Below are 15,572 nucleotides of genomic sequence, written 5' to 3' on the forward strand. Positions count from 1 at the left end.
GCGGGTCGTCAGAGTGAGCGGCTCACCGAACCGAGCAGATCGATGTCCGCATCCTCGCCCTCGAAGGTGACCAGAGCCTCGTCACGGCCGAAGGTCCACATCGCGATCTCCCCCATCGCGCCGATCACGGCGACCTCCGGACCTCGACCGACGCTCACCAGCGTGCCCGATTCGGTGGTCAGCGCGACCCGCAGGGGCGCGCCCCGCAGGGTCAGCCGGGCCATCCGGGACACGACGGGGGCGAGCCCACTCTCGACCGCGGGATCCAGCGCGCGCGGCTTCCAGCCGGTCACCGCCCGCCGGATGTCCTCGCCGTGCACGAAGTACTCCCCCAGGTTCGCCTGATCGTCGACCAGCCGGAGCGGCGAGAAGCGCGGCGGTCCGCCCGCGACCGCCCCGAGGAGGTCCTCGAACGAGCGGGCCGCGATCCCCGCCTGGACATGCTCGGTGTAGCCGGAGAACGGCCGGAGCAGGATGCCGGGCGCCGCATCGGGCCGGCTCTCCCGGAGCACGAGATGGGCCAGCAGCTCGCGCACGGTCCAACGGCCGCAGAGCGTGGGCGCGTCGGGACCGGCAGCGCGCGCGGCGTCGACGAGGGCGGCGCGTTCGATTCGAGCAGGCTTCACGCCGCCACCCTAGCCCTCGGCGCGCGGTCCCCGCCGGGGCGCGCGGCCCCGGTGGATCGCGCGAGAACGCCGCCGAACTTGCTATCCGAAAATTCCATATTGTCGTACACTTCCCCGCATGACTGCGAATTTCCCCACGAACCACTCGCGCGCGCGTCTGGTCGCGACCGGCGCGATCGCCGCCGCCGTCGCGGTGGTCGCCACCCTCGCGGCTCCCGCGGCGTCCGCGGCCCCCGTCGGCACCGACCTGGTGCTCGGACCGTCGCAGTTCCCGGCGGGATCGACCGATTACCGGGTGAGCCCGAACGCGCGCCTCGGGAAGATCAGTGTCACGCCCGACGCGCCGGCCCCGTGCCGCGGCGCCGCCGATCGCCTCAACGCGAGTCTCTCGTCGGCGAAGGCCGCGGAGGCGTTCGCCCGCAACGGCTACTCGGCGATGCTCTCGACGGTGATCTCGCCGCCCGTGACCAATCAGTGGCGCGCGGTCGCGTCCTCGTGCGCGTCGGAGGGCGAGCGCGTGGCGCCCGCACCGGATCTCGCGCGGTACGCGCCCGTCGTCCTCGCCACCCGGGAGAACGGCCGCACGACCTCGATCGAGGGTTTCGCCGACGTCAACGGCTACACGGTCGACGTGTACGTCGAGGGCGCGAGCGAGACCCCGGTGAACGCCGAGCGGTTCTGGCAGGTGTTCCGGAGCCAGATCCGCAAGGTCCAGACGGGCAACTGACCCGCGATCCGGCATCCGCGCCGCCGCAGAAGGAGTTTCGATGTTCAGGCGTCACATCCTCGGTTCGACGGTGGCGGTGGTCGCCGCCGCGCTCCTGCCCGCGGTCGCGCAGGCGGCGCCGGTGAATCCGTCGCAGGCAGTACTCGCCGCGCACGAGTTCCCTTTCGGCAGCACCGGATACAAGGTCGAGCGCGAGGTCCTGAAACCCGACGACGTCGCGCCCGACGCTCCGGCCGATGCGACCTCACCGTGCGCGGTGGAGTTGGGGCGCACTTTCGAGAAGCTCGCCGGCGTGACGGTCGTCGAAGCGGAGGTGACGCGGGCGGGCACCGAGCTCGAAGCCGCCGTCATGAGCCGGCGGGTCACCGACTATTTCACCGCGACGTTCCGCGCCTGCAATGCGCAAATGCCGCCTCGCGAGCGCGCGTCAGTCCTGCCCGTACCCGCGGATCTCGCGGGTCGCGGCGCCTTCGTGTTCCGTGACGGTGACGAGTACATCGGCTGGACCGACGTCCGTGACGTGACGGTCACCGTCTACGCCGAGGCGAAGGACAAGCTTCCGGTCGACGCCGAGGCCTTCTGGCAGACCTTCCGCGCGCAGGTCGCCAAGGTGGAGCGGCAGCCGTGATCGCCCGGCGGTTCGCGCTCGCGGTGACCCTCGCCGCGGCCGCGATGACGGTGCCCGCGCTCGCCCAGGCTGCACCGGTGAAGCCCGCGCGGGCGCTTCTCGATCAGTTCGAGTTCCCGCCGGGGAGCATCGGTCACGTCGCCGGGAACGCCTCCCCGCGCGTCGGCGACGGGGAGTCGAACGCACCGCGATGCGCCGCGCTCTCCCGCGACCTCGATCGCAGGCTGTCCTCCGTCACCTCGGCGGAGGCCCGCGCCGGCATCGGTGGGACCGCCCTGCTGGTCTACATCCTCGATCGCCCGCTCTCGGGCCCGATCGCGGGCACCGTCCTCACCTGCGGCGCGCAATACCTGGGGCCGAAGCCCGTCGCGGACACCGCGATCCCGTCCGACCTCCGTGGCCGCAACCCCGCGGTCGTGCGGACCGGGACCACCGATCTCCAGGCCTGGGTGGACGTCCGCGGCGTCACCGTGTCGGTGAACGTCATAAGCACCGACCGCACCCCCGTCGACCGGAACCTCGTCTGGCGGCTCCTCCGCGACCAGATCGCCAAGGTGGAGAAGCAACCGTGACGCGCACCGCACGGTGCGGCGTCACGCTCGCCGCGTTCGTCGCGCTGGTCGCTCCCGCAGCCGCACACGCGGCGCCAGTTGATCCGGCTCGCGCAGTCCTGAGCGCGAGCGAGTTCCCCGCGGGCAGCACGGGTTATCGGGTGATCAATCGGGTGGAATCGAGCCCGGCGAGCTCGTCCGGGCTGGCGGACGACGCCTGCGCCACTGCCACTCAGCAGCTGATCGCGGCCTCCAACGGCACCCGGGCCAGCGAGGCGATCGCCCACCGCGGACGTACCTACGCATCCGTCGAGGTCAGCAACCGCGCGACGACCGGTCTCGTGCGGAATCTGGTCGCCGAGTGCGGGGACGCCCTCGGAGACGTCCCGGCTCCGCTCGCCGTTCCCGCCGACCTCGCGCCCTACCGGACTTTCGTGGGAACGATGCCCGGCGGCAAGGAGATTCAAGGCTGGGCGGACGTGCGCGGCACGACGGTGAGCGTCGTAGTCGACGCCCCGTCGGCCGCAGACTACGACACTTTCTGGTACCTGTTCCGCGCCCAGATCGCGAAGGTCGCAGCCGCGCAGTAGGCGGGCCGTCGAACCGGTCGAACGCACCGTTACCGTGCGATACGATCCGTCCCGTCCGGACATCGCAGGGCACTGCCCGCTGAGCTGAGGCGTGCCCACGGGCCGCCGCGAAGGAGTACGCATGCAGATCCGTCGACTCGTCGCAGGGACCACGGTGGCGCTGGCCACCGCGGCGGGCGTCCCGGCGGTCGCCGCCGCGGCGCCGGTCTCGCCGAGCGGGGCGGTGCTCGCCGCGCACGAATTCCCGTCCGGTAGCACGGGTTACAAGGTCGAGAAGGAGAAGCTCTCCGAACTGGCGGGCGTGCCCGAGAAGGGTGAGGGCGGCTCGCCCTGCGCCACCAAGGCGGACGCCCTCGCGAAGGCTCTCGACGGGGCCGAGGTGGTGGAGGCCGAGGCCAAGCGCGGTTCGGTCGAGTTCGAGGCCTCGGTCATCGGCGGCCGCCTCACCACCGCCAACCGCGACGCGGTCACCGCGTGCCGGTCGAGCCTGCCGGCGGAGAAGCGCACCGTCGCCCGGGAGGCGCCGGCCGACCTCACCCACCTGCGCCCGTTCATCTTCGCGGTGGGCGACTCCGAGCTGCAGGGCTGGGCGGACGTGCGCGGGGTGACCGTGCTCGTCAGCGCCGAGGGCGAGAAGGGCGCCGCCGTCGATTCCGAGGGCTTCTGGCAGACCCTGCGGGCCCAGATCGCGAAGGTGGAGCGGCAGCCGTAACCGCTACTCCCCCACCACGATCACGGTGGGCACGATCATCGGGCGGCGGCGGTAGGCGCCGGATACCCAGCGCCCCACCGCTCGCCGGATGCCCTGCGCGATCCGGTGGGCGTCCTTGACGCCCTCCGCCGACATCTGCGCGAGGGTGTCCTCGACCAGCTGCTCGGCCTCCTTGAGGGCGGTCGGATCGTCGGAGAAGCCGCGGCCGGACACCTCGGGGGTGCTGACGGCGTTGCCCTCCTCGTCGATCGCGACGCTGATGGAGATGAAGCCGCCCTCGCCGAGCACGAGGCGGTCGGACAGCGTGGACTCGCCGACGTCGCCCACCGAGTTGCCGTCGACGTACACGTGCCCCACGGGCACCTGCCCGACGATCTTCGCGACACCGTCGACGAGGTCGACGACCACGCCGTCCTCGGCGAGCATGATCCGCTCCTTGGGCACGCCGGTGGCCTCGGCGAGCGCGGCGTTGGCGCGCAGGTGCCGCCACTCGCCGTGCACGGGCATGGCGTTGCGCGGGCGCACCGCGTTGTACAGGTACAACAGCTCGCCGGCACTGGCGTGACCGGACACGTGCACCTTCGCGCTCTGCTGGGTGATCACCGTGGCGCCGAGCTTGGCGAGCCCGTTGACCACGGCGAACACGGAGTTCTCGTTGCCCGGGATGAGCGAGCTGGCCAGTACCACGAGGTCGTCGGGCGAGATCGTGATGTTGCGGTGTTCCCCGCGCGCCATCCGGGAGAGGGCGGCCAGGGGCTCGCCCTGCGAACCGGTGGAGATGAGCACGACGCGGTTGTCCGGGAGCGAGGCCGCGGTGTCGAGGTCCACCTCGACACCGTCGGGCAGATTCATGTACCCGAGCTCCTGGGCGAGGGCCATGTTCCGCACCATCGACCGCCCGACGAACGTGATCCGCCGGTTGTTCTTGACCGCGACCTCGGCGATCTGCTGGATGCGGTGCACGTGCGAGGCGAACGACGCCACGATGACGCGGCCCTTGGCGCGGCCGATCACGTTGTCGAGGACGGGGCCGATCTCCCGCTCCGGGGTCACGAATCCGGGGACCTCGGCATTGGTGGAATCCACCAGGAACAGGTCCACGCCCGCGTCGCCGAGCCGGGAGAACCCGGCGAGGTCGGTGAGCCGACCGTCGAGGGGCAGCTGGTCGAGCTTGATGTCGCCGGTGTGCAGCGCCACCTGGCCGCCCGCGTGGATCGCCACGGCGATCGCGTCCGGGATCGAGTGGTTCACCGCGAAGTACTCGCACTCGAACGGCCCGTGGCTGGTGGACTCGCCCTCGCGGACCTCGATCAGCTTGGGGCGCAAGCGATGCTCGTCGCACTTGGCCTTGATCAGGGCGAGCGTGAACTTGGCGCCCACGACGGGGATGTCGGGCCGCAGGCGCAGCAGGAACGGTACGGCGCCGATGTGGTCCTCGTGGCCGTGGGTGAGGATGATCGCCTCGACGTCCTTGATGCGGTCCTCGATGTACCGGAAATCCGGGAGGATCAGGTCCACGCCGGGCTGCTGGTCCTCGGGGAACAGCACGCCGCAGTCCACGATGAGCAGCTTGCCGTCGTACTCGAAGACGGTCATGTTGCGACCGATCTCCTTGATGCCGCCGAGCGCCACCACGCGCATGCCGCCCTTGCGGAGCTTGGGCGGGGGCCCGAGGCGATCCACCACGGCCGACGGTGCCTTCTGCCGGTCGCCGCCGCGCCGTCCGCCGCCTCCGCCGCGCTTCCGGTCGCCCTTGGGGGCGGCCTTCTGCTGGGCCTGGTTCGACGGTGCCTTCTCTGTCGTGGGCTGCGACGCCGCGGGCTGCGAGGCCGGCGCGGACGCGCTCCCGTCGTCGGCGACGACCCGGGCCGCCGAGGTCGAGATCACCGGCTTGGGCTCGGCGGGCGGTCCCGCCTGCCGGGTGGCCTTCCGGCCCCGTCGGGCACCGCCTGCTGCGCCGTCGGTCATGTCTAGAGCACCCCCGCTTGGGTCAGTAGCGCTGCGAGCCGGTCGCGCTGTTCACCGGTGGGCGGCACCTGCGGGAGGCGCGGAATGCCCATGTCGAGGCCCTGCAGCCCCAGTGCCGCCTTGGAGAAGGTCACGCCGCCGAGGCCGGCCATGGCCTCGTAGACGGGACCGAGAGCGGCGTTGATGTCTCGGGCGCGGGCGTGGTCGCCCGCGAAGTAGGCGTCGCGCATCTCGCGCAGCTGCGGTGCCACGACGTGGCCGATCACGGACACGAACCCGGCGGCGCCCACGGACAACCACGGCAGGTTGAGCGGATCGTCGCCGGAGAGGAACTGCAGGCCCGTCTCGGCGATGATGCGCGCGCCGGCGCCCAGGTCGCCCTTCGCGTCCTTCACGCCCACGATGTTCTTGTGCTCGGCGAGCGTGCGCAGCGTGGCGGATTCGATGGGAACCACCGAGCGCGGCGGGATGTCGTAGAGCAGGACGGGCAGGTCCGTCGCGTCGGCGACGGCGGTGAAGTGGGCGAGCAGGCCGGCCTGCGACGGGCGCGAGTAGTACGGCGTCACGACCAGCAGGCCGTGGGCACCGGCCTCGGCGGCGTCGCGGGCGAAGACCACCGACTCCTCGGTGTCGTAGGTGCCGCAGCCCGCGGTGACGGTCACCCGGTCGCCCACGGCCTCGAGGATGGCCTTGAGGAACTGCACCTTCTCCCACGGCTGGGTGGTGGGCGATTCGCCCGTGGTGCCGGCGACGACGAGCCCGTCGACGCCCTGGTCGGCGAGGTGCGACGCGAGCTTCTGCCCGGCCTCCACGTCCAGGGTGCCGTCCGACTTGAACGGAGTGACCATCGCGACGGAGATGGTTCCGAACGGTGTCGTGGGCGTAGTCGCACTCATAAGCGCTAAGGCTACCCACCCGGTCGCCGATCTTCCCTATCGGCCACGGGGTTGTCGATGTTTTCGCTTACGGCTTTCGCCGGTAGACGAGGTGGCGGAACCGCACGCCGGACATGGACTCCTTCCAGTCGCCTTCCTCGGCGAGGGTGAAGGTGTCCGGGATCGACGGTGCCAGGGTATCGCCCTCGATGTCGGCGTCCAGCTCGGTGACCGCCAGGACATCGGCGGAAGGCAGTGTGGCGGCGTAGATCTCGCCCCCGCCCATGACCCACACCTCATCCCCTTCGGGCAGCGTCAGATCGTGCTGGACGACCGCTCCCTCGGCGGTCCACGTGCGGTCCCGAGTGACCACGATGTTGGTGCGGCGCGGCAGCGGCCGGTACCGCGGTAGGAGCGAATCCCACGTCTTGCGGCCCATGAGAACGGTGTGGCCCGACGTGGTGTCGCGGAAGAACGCGAGGTCCTCCGGGAGGTGCCACGGCAGCTTCCCGTCGACGCCGATCACTCCCCCGCGCGCCTGCGCCCAGATGAGCCCGATCATCAGACGGCCACCGGTGCCTTGATCGCAGGGTGGTGCCGGTAGTCGTGCACCACGATGTCCTCGTACGCGTAGTCGAAGATGCTGGGACGTTCCGCGAGTTCGAGCCGCGGGTACGGATACGGCTCGCGGGTCAGCTGTTCCGTGACCTGGTCGACGTGGTTGTCGTAGATGTGGCAGTCGCCCCCCGTCCACACGAAGTCGCCGGGTTCGAGCCCCACCTGGGCCGCGACCATGTGGGTGAGCAGTGCGTAGCTCGCGATGTTGAACGGCACGCCGAGGAAGAGATCGGCGCTGCGCTGGTACAGCTGACAACTGAGCCGGCCGTCCGCCGCGTAGAACTGGAAGAACGCGTGGCACGGCGGCAGCGCCATGTTCTCGATCTCCGCGACGTTCCACGCGGAGACGATGTTGCGCCGGCTGGACGGGTTGGTGCGCAACGTCTCGATCGCCTTGCTGATCTGGTCGATGTGCTCGCCGTTCGGGGTGGGCCAGCTGCGCCACTGCACGCCGTAGACGGGGCCCAGGTCACCGTCGTCACCGGCCCACTCGTCCCAGATGGTGACGCCCTTGTCCTGCAGCCACCGCACGTTGGAGTCGCCGCGCAGGAACCACAGCAGCTCGTACGCGATCGACTTCATGTGCACGCGCTTGGTGGTGATCAGCGGGAAGCCCTGCGACAGGTCGTACCGCAGCTGGCGCCCGAACACGCTGCGCGTTCCGGTACCCGTGCGATCAGGGCGGTGCGTGCCGTTCTCCAGCACGTCGCGGAGCAGGTCTTCGTACGGTGTCGCGATCACGCCCTCAGTCTAGGCGCGGGCACCGACGGTTTCGGGACCGCCGCTGCGCGCCGCGCGCAGCAGCCGCAGCTGCCCCATCTCGGCGACGTTCTTCATCAGCTCGCCGTTGACCCACGCGAGCTGGTGCGTCACCGTCAGGCCCGCGTCCGCCGGCCAGGGGAAGGCCGACGGTGCGTCCAGGCCCGCGTCGTCCAGACCGGCGAGCACCGACACCCATTCGTCTCGGTGCGTCCGCAGCCAGTCGACGGCACCGTCGGGCCCGGGCCAACGCACCTCGTCGCGCCCGCGCGGTGTCGTGCCGGTCAGGTGGTCGGCGGTGACGCCCCACCACCAGCCCAGGTGCCAGGACACCCACGCGATGGTGGGCACGGGGATCGGATCGGGTTCCGTCTCAGCGAAATCCGGCTCCCATCCGCCGGCGGTGCGGTGCAGTGTCCAACACAGCGGGGCCGGCTGCCACAGGAAGTCCTCGGGCTGCAGCGCGGCGAGGTGCACCTCCGCGAGCGACCAGGTGAACTCGAACTGCCAGCGGATCAGGTCGAGGCGCGATTCGGACACGCCCGCAGCCTAGGGCCTGCACCGTCCCGCCGTGCGGAGGACTTTCGTACAAGACGGGAACGGCGGCGGCGGTGACAGTCGAGGACATGTCCGTTCGACCTCCACAGCACCGTCCCGTTCTCACCGGGCGTGGCGCCCGCCGCCTCGAAGACCGCATCCGCAGGATCGAGCGCCGCGTGGCCACCGCGCACGGACTCGTACTGACCGAGCGCTTGGTGACGGTGCGCACCACTGAGGCACGCGCCCGCGTCCTCACCACCCCGCCACCGGGAACCCCGGCGATTCCGATCGTCTGGATCAACGGCATCGGCACCCCCGCCACGGGTCTCGCCACGCTGGCGGGCCGCTTCCCCGGTGCCCAGCACGTCCTCGTGGACCTGCCCGGCCATTCACTCGCGCCGCCGTTCCTGTGGACGGGGTCACCGCTCCGCGCGCTTGCGGTCCAGATCGTCACGGCGGTTCTCGACGACCTCGGTATCGCGAGGGCCCACATCGTCGGGTCTTCGCTCGGCGGGCAGTTCGCGCTGTGGGCAGCGGCCGACGCACCCGGCCGCATCGCCGGCGCCGTCGTCCTCGGCGCACCCGGTACCGCTGTCGGCGGCATCACGCCGACGGCGTCGATGCGCGCAACGGCCTCCGGCGGACGCGGGCGGTTGGCCGAGGTGCTGATGCGGTGCCCTTCTCCGCGGCCCGTCGCCCGTGCCGCACTCGCCGAGGCGATCGGCGACGCGACCGCCCGCGCCCTCGCCGCAGACATCGTCGACCTGCACCGTCTGCCACTGAGGCTCCCGGGCCGAGCCGCGTCGTACCGAGCACTCCTGCGGCGCCTGATCCATCATGGCGTGGTCCTGCCCGAGAACGTCCTCGGCCACGCGGACCTGACCGTCATCGACCGGCCGATCCTGTTCGCCTGGGGCAGGCGCGATACCTTCCTCGCCCCCTCCCGTCGCATCCGCGATGTGGTGGGCGCGATGCCACGAGCACGGCTGGTCGTCGTCGAGGGTGGCCACAATCCCTGGTTCGACGACCTCGACCACTGCACCGACCTGCTCGGCTCGTTCCTCGCGGAGTCCGACACCCCGATCACCGCAAGGAATCAACCCCATGCGTGAGTACGACCCCGTCGCCATCGCGGAAGACCTCGCCCCCCCCTTCGATTTCCGCACACCGGCGCGGTTCGACGACGGCACGATCCACCTGTATCACGGAGATCGGCTCAAGGCGTCCGACTGGGAGCTCCATCCCGACACCGACGGACTACTGATGGTGCTCAGCGGCAGGGACCCGTGGAAGGAATCCGCCCCACCGGGCGGTGCGGTGGCCGAGACCGGGGCGGCCGCACGTTCCGACGGGGTCAGGCGTCCATCAGCCCGGCGGCGACGGTGGCGCCGAGGTTCCAGCACTCCTCGATGAGGTCCTTGGTGGGCTTGCCCGACACCACGACGTGGGGCGTCGCCTTCACCCAGCCGAGGCCGGCGGTGATGGAGTCCACGGCCCGTTCGGCACCCTCGGTCCCCTCGTTGCCGTGCAGGTACAGGCCGAACGGACGGCCCGACGTGGAGTCGAGGCAGGGGTAGTAGAAGGTGTCGAACGCGTGCTTGAGCGCGCCCGAGACGTAGCCGAGGTTCGCGGGCGAACCCAGCACGTAGCCGTCGGCGCCGAGGACGTCGGACGCGGTCACCGAGAGCGCCGCCCGCCGCACCACGTCGACACCCTCGATCTCGGGATCGGTGGCCCCGGCGATCACCGCCTCGAACATCTCCTGGCAGTACGGAGACGGGGTGTGGTGGATCACCAGGAGGGTGCTCATCGGGTGGCCTTCTCCAGGGACACGGCGCGGGTCATCCAGTCGCGCGCCCGCGACCGGTCGCCGGCGTAGTCGTAGGCCCGCGCCAGGCGGTAGGCGTTCACCCAGGACTCGGGATCGGCCTCGTACTCGGCCTTGACCCGCGCGAACAGGTCGTCGGCGGCGTCGCGCTGCACGCGGCCCGAGGGCATCGTCGGCAGGCCGCTCACGTCGAGGTCCCGGCCCAGGGCCTTGGCCCGCGCGGCCAGTCGCTGGTGCGCGTAGCCGTTGCGGAGCACCGACCACAGGATCCAGAGCCCCACCAGGGCCAGCACGATCATGCCGAGCCCGAGGCCGATGTTCGCGCCGCCGCCGCGGCGCATGATCATCCACGCCCACACGCCGATCAGGCCGATGTACACCAGCATCGCCACGGCGAGGAACCCGATGACCAGCAACTGGCCCAGGTTTCCCCGCTCCTGGCGGGAGGATTCGGACGAGGTCACAGGTCCATCAGGGGCTCGATGCCCACGGTGAGACCGGGGCGCTCGGAGATCCCGCGCACGGCCAGCAGCACGCCGGGCACGAACGAGCTGCGGTCGAGGGAGTCGTGGCGGATGGTGAGGGTCTCGCCCTGGGTACCGAGCAGCACCTCCTGGTGGGCGACGAGGCCGGCCACGCGCACGGAGTGCACGCGCACACCGTCGACGCGGGCGCCGCGGGCGCGGTCGAACTCGGCCGACGTGGCGTCGGGCGACGTGCGGACGCCGGCGGCCTCGCGGGCCTCGGCGATGACCTCGGCGGTGCGGGTCGCGGTGCCCGACGGGGCGTCCGCCTTCTGCGGGTGGTGCAGCTCGATCACCTCGACGGACTCGAAGAACCGGGCGGCCTGCGCCGCGAAGCGCATGCACAGCACGGCGCCGATGGCGAAGTTCGGCGCCACCAGAACGCCCACCCCGGGCTTCTCCGCGAGCCAGCCGCGGAGCGTGTCGAGCCGGTCGTCGGTGAACCCGGTGGTGCCGACCACCGCGTGAATCCCGTTGTCGATCAGGAACTTCAGGTTGTCCATCACCGCGTCGGGATGGGTGAAGTCGATGACCACCCGGGTGTCCGAATCGAGGAAGCCGGTGAGCATGTCCCCGGCGTCCACGGTGGCGCTCAGCGCCAGATCGTCGGCGGCCTCGACCGCCTCCACCATCGCCCGGCCGACCTTGCCGCCGGATCCCAACACACCCACGTTCAGCATGTGCCCGACGATACCCTTCTGGGGTGACCGCCCGACCAGACGTTCCCGACGAGTGGATCGACCGCCTCGGCACCATCCTCACGGCGTTCCCCGAATGCACGGAGGAACGGGCCTGGGTCGGCTTCCGGTGGCGGGTCCGCGGGTCCACCGTCGCCCACGTCTTCGGCGGCGAGGACCAGTTGTTCCGGCTGATCTTCCGCGCGGAGCCGGGCGAGGTGCCGGCGTTCGAGAACCTCGGCCATCCCTACTTCCGTGTCGACTGGGGCGAGAGCACCGTCGGAATCATGGTCGACGAGGAGACCGACTGGGACGAGGTCACCGAACTGTTGACGGATTCGTACTGCGTGCAGGCACCCGCGTCGCTGGCGGCGCTCGTCGAGCGCCCGGAGCCGGGCGCGGGGTGACGCCCGTCCGAGATCCGGGTTTTCGTGGCGTCCGTGGCGCGATTCGGTCGCGGACGGCCGCAGAACCCGGAACCGGGAACCGGGCCGTCCTAGTGTTGCGCGCATGGACGTGACGATCCGCACCTGGCGCGACGCCGCCGAGCCACCCTTCGCCCAGGTCGACCACGCGGCCACAGCCGCCGCCACCGAGGCGCTGCGGGCCGCGTCCGGGATGACCTGGGTCGACGTCCTGGATCCGACGGAGGAGGAGTTCGCCCCGCTGGCACAGGCGATGGAACTGGACCCGCTGGCCGTCGAGGACACCCTCACCGTGCGCGAGCGCCCGAAGTCCCTGCGCTACGGCGACACCCTGTTCGTCACCACCGACACGGTCGCGGAGGACGGCGCCATGAGCCGCATCTCCCTGTTCGTGTGCGGGCGCGGCGTACTCTCCGTGCGGCTGGGCACGGGCTTCGACACCGACGAGGTCGCGCACCAGATCACCGACAACGTGGGCCTGCTGCACTTCGGGATCAACGCGCTGGAGCTGATGATCCTCGACGCGGTCGTCGACGGTTACACGGCCCGGATCAGCGCGATCGACGAGCAGCTCGACGATCTGGAATCGATCCTGTTCGACAACCGGGCGAGCGACCGGGTCTCGCAGACCACCTTCACGCTCCACAAGCAGGTGGGCGCGCTGCGCCGGATCGTGCTGCCCATGCGCGACGTGGCGGGGGCGCTGCTGCGCCGGGTCTCCGCGGATCCCGAGCAGCACGATCTGCTCCCCTACGCCGAGGACGTGTACGACCACACCATGCGCGCTGCGGATTGGACCGAGAGCCTGCGAGACGGTGTCGAATCCGTGCGCTCCACCAACCTCGCGCTCGTGGACAACCAACTCAACACGGTGATGAAGAAGCTCACCAGCTGGGCGGCGATCATCGCGGTCCCCACCGCCATCACGGGCTACTACGGGCAGAACGTCCCGTACCCGGGTTTCGGTGCGCAGTGGGGCTTCTGGCTCAGCCTGGTCACGATGATCGTCATGGCCGGCGGCCTCTACGCCGCGTTCAAGCGACGCGGTTGGCTATAGCTTTCACCGGCGATCGGGGTGCCGGCGCCGGAGCGCGAACCGCGTCGACATCTCGACCAGGCGATGCACGAACACCAGCGGCAGCAGCACCGCCCCGATCCCCGGCGCCACGAGCGACAGCGGGATCACCGCCACCATCACCACGGCCAGCAGAAGCAGTGACCCGGCGAGCGTGCGGGCCGGACCGCTGCGGCGCACGACGTCGGCGAGCATCCGGTGCCGCCCCGCGGGGATCCGGCGGTACGTGTACGCGGCCCACGCACCCCAGACGCCCACGACGAGCACCACGCCCACGACGGCCGCGATCACCGCCGGCGGCACGGCCCCACCGGAGGGACGCGACGCGATCACCGACGCGACGATCGCGACGAACAGCGGCAGAACCACGAACCACCCCGTGCGGTCGAAGGTGTTGAACGCGGTGACCTCGAGGTTGTACCTGGCGACGGGGTCGTGCGGGTCCTGGGCGGCGGACCGCGCGTAGGTCTCCACCTGCTCGCCCCAGTTGCCCCGCCGGAACCGCTTCATCACCGTGCCGCGGTTGTTCAGCGCCGCGGAGTTGTTCGGGTCCAGGTGCAGCGCCTGCTCGTTCGCGCGCCGGGCCGTCTCCTGGTCTCCGATCGCCCGCGCCGCCAGGCCCAGCACCACGTGGTTCTCGGGCTCCCCCGGTTCGAGGGCCACGGCACGGTGGGCGGCGGCGTAGGCCTCGTGCGCGAGAGCGCGGTTCTTGGTCGCCAAGTAGACGGACGCGAGGATGTGATGGCTCCCCCACACGTCGGGGTGCAGGCGAACGAGCGTCCGGGCGGTGTGCAGCGCCTCGGGCAGGCGGCCCTGCCGACGGAGCGCGTAGGCCAGGCGCGCGGCGGCGCGGTAGTCCATCGGCTCGACGGCGAGCGCCCGTTGCAACGAGGCCACGGCCTCGGCGTCGCGGCCGAGCCCCTCCTGCGCGTCCCCGAGGGCGACGAGGGCGCCCACGTCGTCGGGGTGGGCCGCGAGGTACGCGCCCGCGAGCGCCGCGGCCGACTCGTACTGTTTCGCCTCCAGGAGCAGGTCTATCTTCTGCAGGGTGTGCGCGGACTCGGCGCCGCTCGCCGCGTCGTCATCCGCCGCCGCGCCGTCCGTGAGCGATCCGCCGCCCGCGCCGTGCTCGGTCACCGCCGTCCCCGGGTGCGCAGGTAGCGCACGAGATCGTCGTAGGCGCCGGACTCGTTGGCGAAGGTGGCCACGTTCTCGGCCGCCGCGAACCACTCCGCGCACGACGGGCGGATCTGGCCCGCGGCGGTCAGCAGGTCGGTGGTGGTGATCATCCGCGGGGTGCCGCTGCGCACCGAGTCCATGAGGGCGATCTCGGACGCGCTCTCGCACACGTGCGCCAGGTCCGCGCCGGAATACCCGTCGGTCCGGGCGACCAACGCGTTCAGGTCGATCCGCTCGATCGGGCGCTCCCGCAGGTGGTACTGGAGGATCGCGCCACGGGCGGGCGCGTCCGGCGGGGTCACGAGCACCATGCGGTCGAGCCGTCCCGGGCGGCGCAGCGCGAGATCCACGTCCCAGGGCGCGTTGGTGGCGGCCAGCACGAAGACGCCCTCGTTCGCCGTCGCGGACTCCACGCCGTCCAGCTCCATCAGCAGCTGGTTGACCACGGTGCGCATGGTCGTCGACTGGTGGCGGGAGCGCTTGCCGCCGATGGCGTCCAACTCGTCGAACATGACGACGCACGGGGCCTCGCGGCGGGCGGCGGCGAAGATCTCGTGCAGGTTCTTCTCGGAGTTCCCGAGGAACTGGTCGAGCACGTCGCTCACGGTCACGGAGAGGAACCCGGCGCCCAGCTCGCCCGCCACGGCGCGGGCGAGGAAGGTCTTGCCGCACCCGGGCGGACCGTACAGGAGCAGGCCGCCGCGCAGCGACTTCCCGTACAGGCGGCGCAGTTCCGGGTTCCGCATGGGCGCGAGGAACGCGGCCTCCAGCCGGTCCTTGACCTCCTGCATGCCTCCGACGTCGGCCAGCCGCAGCCCGTCGGTGCGCTCCACCTCCCACATCCCCTGAGCGCCCGCGGGGGTCGACGGGACGGGGATGACGTCGTCGGGGGTACCGACGTCCGAGAACCGGGGCGGCACCACGTCGCTCACCTGTTCCTCGGCAGCGGCCCAGTCGAAGTCGTGTGCGCCGGTGCGCTTCTCGGGCACCCCCGGGCTCGACGTCCCCGGGGCTCGATGCCCGGCGGGGGCCTGCGGGGGCTCGGGGGCCGGGACGCCTGTGCCGCCCATCGCCCGCGCCATGAGTGCCCGCGCCGCCGGATCTCCGGGCGCGCGGCTCAGCGCGGCGGCCGCGTGCTCGATCGCCTCGTCGGCCCGCCCGGCGTCCAACAGCAGTTCCGCGAAGTGGACGCGGAGCGCCACATCGTCCGGTGCGGCTGCGACGGCCGCGCGGAGGCTGGCGATCAGGGGCGATTCCTCGGTCACCTCCG

Annotated in this window: 19 protein-coding genes; 8 read left to right on the forward strand and 11 right to left on the reverse strand. The window is 71.4% G+C overall.

All coding sequences use genetic code 11. The features are described from left to right. Nucleotides 1–8: 8 nt before the first annotated feature. Nucleotides 9–626: a TIGR03085 family metal-binding protein gene (locus BN39_RS15515; protein ID WP_019203349.1), complete on the reverse strand. Its 618-nt coding sequence runs from the start codon at nt 624–626 to the stop codon at nt 9–11. A gap of 118 nt (nt 627–744) precedes the next feature. Between BN39_RS15515 and BN39_RS15520 the strand changes: the two genes are divergently transcribed. From BN39_RS15520 to BN39_RS15540, 5 genes are all read left to right on the forward strand, one after another. Beyond that, nucleotides 745–1,353, forward strand: a complete 609-nt coding sequence (locus BN39_RS15520) for a hypothetical protein (protein ID WP_019203350.1) — start codon at nt 745–747, stop codon at nt 1,351–1,353. A gap of 76 nt (nt 1,354–1,429) precedes the next feature. Next, entirely contained in the window at nt 1,430–1,981 is a 552-nt protein-coding gene (locus BN39_RS15525; protein ID WP_159103257.1) for a hypothetical protein, read from the forward strand. Next, on the forward strand, nt 1,978–2,553 hold the full coding sequence (locus BN39_RS15530) for a hypothetical protein (RefSeq protein ID WP_019203352.1): 576 nt from the start codon (nt 1,978–1,980) through the stop codon (nt 2,551–2,553). The genes BN39_RS15525 and BN39_RS15530 overlap by 4 nt, the downstream gene beginning before the upstream one ends. Beyond that, a complete protein-coding gene (locus BN39_RS15535) occupies nt 2,550–3,122 on the forward strand; it encodes a hypothetical protein (RefSeq protein WP_020693898.1) in 573 nt (190 codons plus the stop codon). The genes BN39_RS15530 and BN39_RS15535 overlap by 4 nt, the downstream gene beginning before the upstream one ends. A 121-nt stretch (nt 3,123–3,243) precedes the next feature. Then, entirely contained in the window at nt 3,244–3,834 is a 591-nt protein-coding gene (locus BN39_RS15540; RefSeq protein ID WP_019203353.1) for a hypothetical protein, read from the forward strand. A 3-nt stretch (nt 3,835–3,837) separates the two neighbouring features. Here BN39_RS15540 and BN39_RS15545 read toward each other — a convergent pair whose 3' ends face one another. The 5 genes from BN39_RS15545 to BN39_RS15565 form a co-directional block, all read right to left on the reverse strand. After that, nucleotides 3,838–5,802, reverse strand: a complete 1,965-nt coding sequence (locus BN39_RS15545) for a ribonuclease J (RefSeq protein ID WP_019203354.1) — start codon at nt 5,800–5,802, stop codon at nt 3,838–3,840. Between the two features lie 2 nt (nt 5,803–5,804). After that, nucleotides 5,805–6,698 carry a 4-hydroxy-tetrahydrodipicolinate synthase gene (gene dapA / locus BN39_RS15550; protein WP_040768086.1) on the reverse strand — a complete coding sequence of 298 codons (894 nt, stop codon included), beginning with the start codon at nt 6,696–6,698 and terminating at the stop codon, nt 5,805–5,807. A gap of 67 nt (nt 6,699–6,765) precedes the next feature. After that, nucleotides 6,766–7,239 carry a dihydrofolate reductase gene (locus BN39_RS15555; RefSeq protein WP_019203356.1) on the reverse strand — a complete coding sequence of 158 codons (474 nt, stop codon included), beginning with the start codon at nt 7,237–7,239 and terminating at the stop codon, nt 6,766–6,768. After that, entirely contained in the window at nt 7,239–8,036 is a 798-nt protein-coding gene (locus BN39_RS15560; RefSeq protein WP_019203357.1) for a thymidylate synthase, read from the reverse strand. Before BN39_RS15560 ends, BN39_RS15555 begins: the two co-directional genes overlap by 1 nt. A gap of 9 nt (nt 8,037–8,045) precedes the next feature. Beyond that, complete coding sequence (locus BN39_RS15565; protein ID WP_040768088.1) at nt 8,046–8,594, reverse strand: DinB family protein; 549 nt, start codon at nt 8,592–8,594, stop codon at nt 8,046–8,048. An 86-nt stretch (nt 8,595–8,680) separates the two neighbouring features. On the opposite strand from BN39_RS15565, the gene BN39_RS15570 reads away from it, so the two are divergent. Then, nucleotides 8,681–9,706 (forward strand): alpha/beta fold hydrolase, encoded by a 1,026-nt coding sequence (locus BN39_RS15570; protein WP_081586121.1) that lies wholly within the window; start codon nt 8,681–8,683, stop codon nt 9,704–9,706. A gap of 242 nt (nt 9,707–9,948) precedes the next feature. Here BN39_RS15570 and BN39_RS15575 read toward each other — a convergent pair whose 3' ends face one another. From BN39_RS15575 to dapB, 3 genes are all read right to left on the reverse strand, one after another. After that, a complete protein-coding gene (locus BN39_RS15575; protein ID WP_019203360.1) occupies nt 9,949–10,404 on the reverse strand; it encodes a flavodoxin family protein in 456 nt (151 codons plus the stop codon). Next, nucleotides 10,401–10,808, reverse strand: a complete 408-nt coding sequence (locus BN39_RS15580) for a hypothetical protein (RefSeq protein WP_237741723.1) — start codon at nt 10,806–10,808, stop codon at nt 10,401–10,403. The genes BN39_RS15575 and BN39_RS15580 overlap by 4 nt, the downstream gene beginning before the upstream one ends. Nucleotides 10,809–10,882: 74 nt before the next feature. Further along, nucleotides 10,883–11,626: a 4-hydroxy-tetrahydrodipicolinate reductase gene (dapB, locus tag BN39_RS15585; RefSeq protein WP_019203362.1), complete on the reverse strand. Its 744-nt coding sequence runs from the start codon at nt 11,624–11,626 to the stop codon at nt 10,883–10,885. A 23-nt stretch (nt 11,627–11,649) separates the two neighbouring features. On the opposite strand from dapB, the gene BN39_RS15590 reads away from it, so the two are divergent. Both BN39_RS15590 and BN39_RS15595 read left to right on the forward strand, forming a co-directional pair. Continuing rightward, nucleotides 11,650–12,030 (forward strand): MmcQ/YjbR family DNA-binding protein, encoded by a 381-nt coding sequence (locus BN39_RS15590; RefSeq protein WP_019203363.1) that lies wholly within the window; start codon nt 11,650–11,652, stop codon nt 12,028–12,030. A 103-nt stretch (nt 12,031–12,133) separates the two neighbouring features. Continuing rightward, the gene (locus tag BN39_RS15595) at nt 12,134–13,105 is read left to right on the forward strand and encodes a magnesium transporter CorA family protein (protein ID WP_019203364.1); all 972 of its coding nucleotides are present in this window, start codon (nt 12,134–12,136) and stop codon (nt 13,103–13,105) included. A 3-nt stretch (nt 13,106–13,108) separates the two neighbouring features. Here BN39_RS15595 and BN39_RS15600 read toward each other — a convergent pair whose 3' ends face one another. Together BN39_RS15600 and BN39_RS15605 are read right to left on the reverse strand one after the other, a co-directional pair. After that, the gene (locus BN39_RS15600) at nt 13,109–14,260 is read right to left on the reverse strand and encodes a tetratricopeptide repeat protein (protein WP_019203365.1); all 1,152 of its coding nucleotides are present in this window, start codon (nt 14,258–14,260) and stop codon (nt 13,109–13,111) included. Beyond that, nucleotides 14,257–15,567 carry a 26S protease regulatory subunit gene (locus tag BN39_RS15605; protein ID WP_019203366.1) on the reverse strand — a complete coding sequence of 437 codons (1,311 nt, stop codon included), beginning with the start codon at nt 15,565–15,567 and terminating at the stop codon, nt 14,257–14,259. The genes BN39_RS15600 and BN39_RS15605 overlap by 4 nt, the downstream gene beginning before the upstream one ends. Nucleotides 15,568–15,572 lie beyond the last annotated feature (5 nt).

The organism is Tsukamurella sp. 1534 (genome assembly GCF_000312385.1).
In the GTDB taxonomy this organism is placed as follows: domain Bacteria; phylum Actinomycetota; class Actinomycetes; order Mycobacteriales; family Mycobacteriaceae; genus Tsukamurella.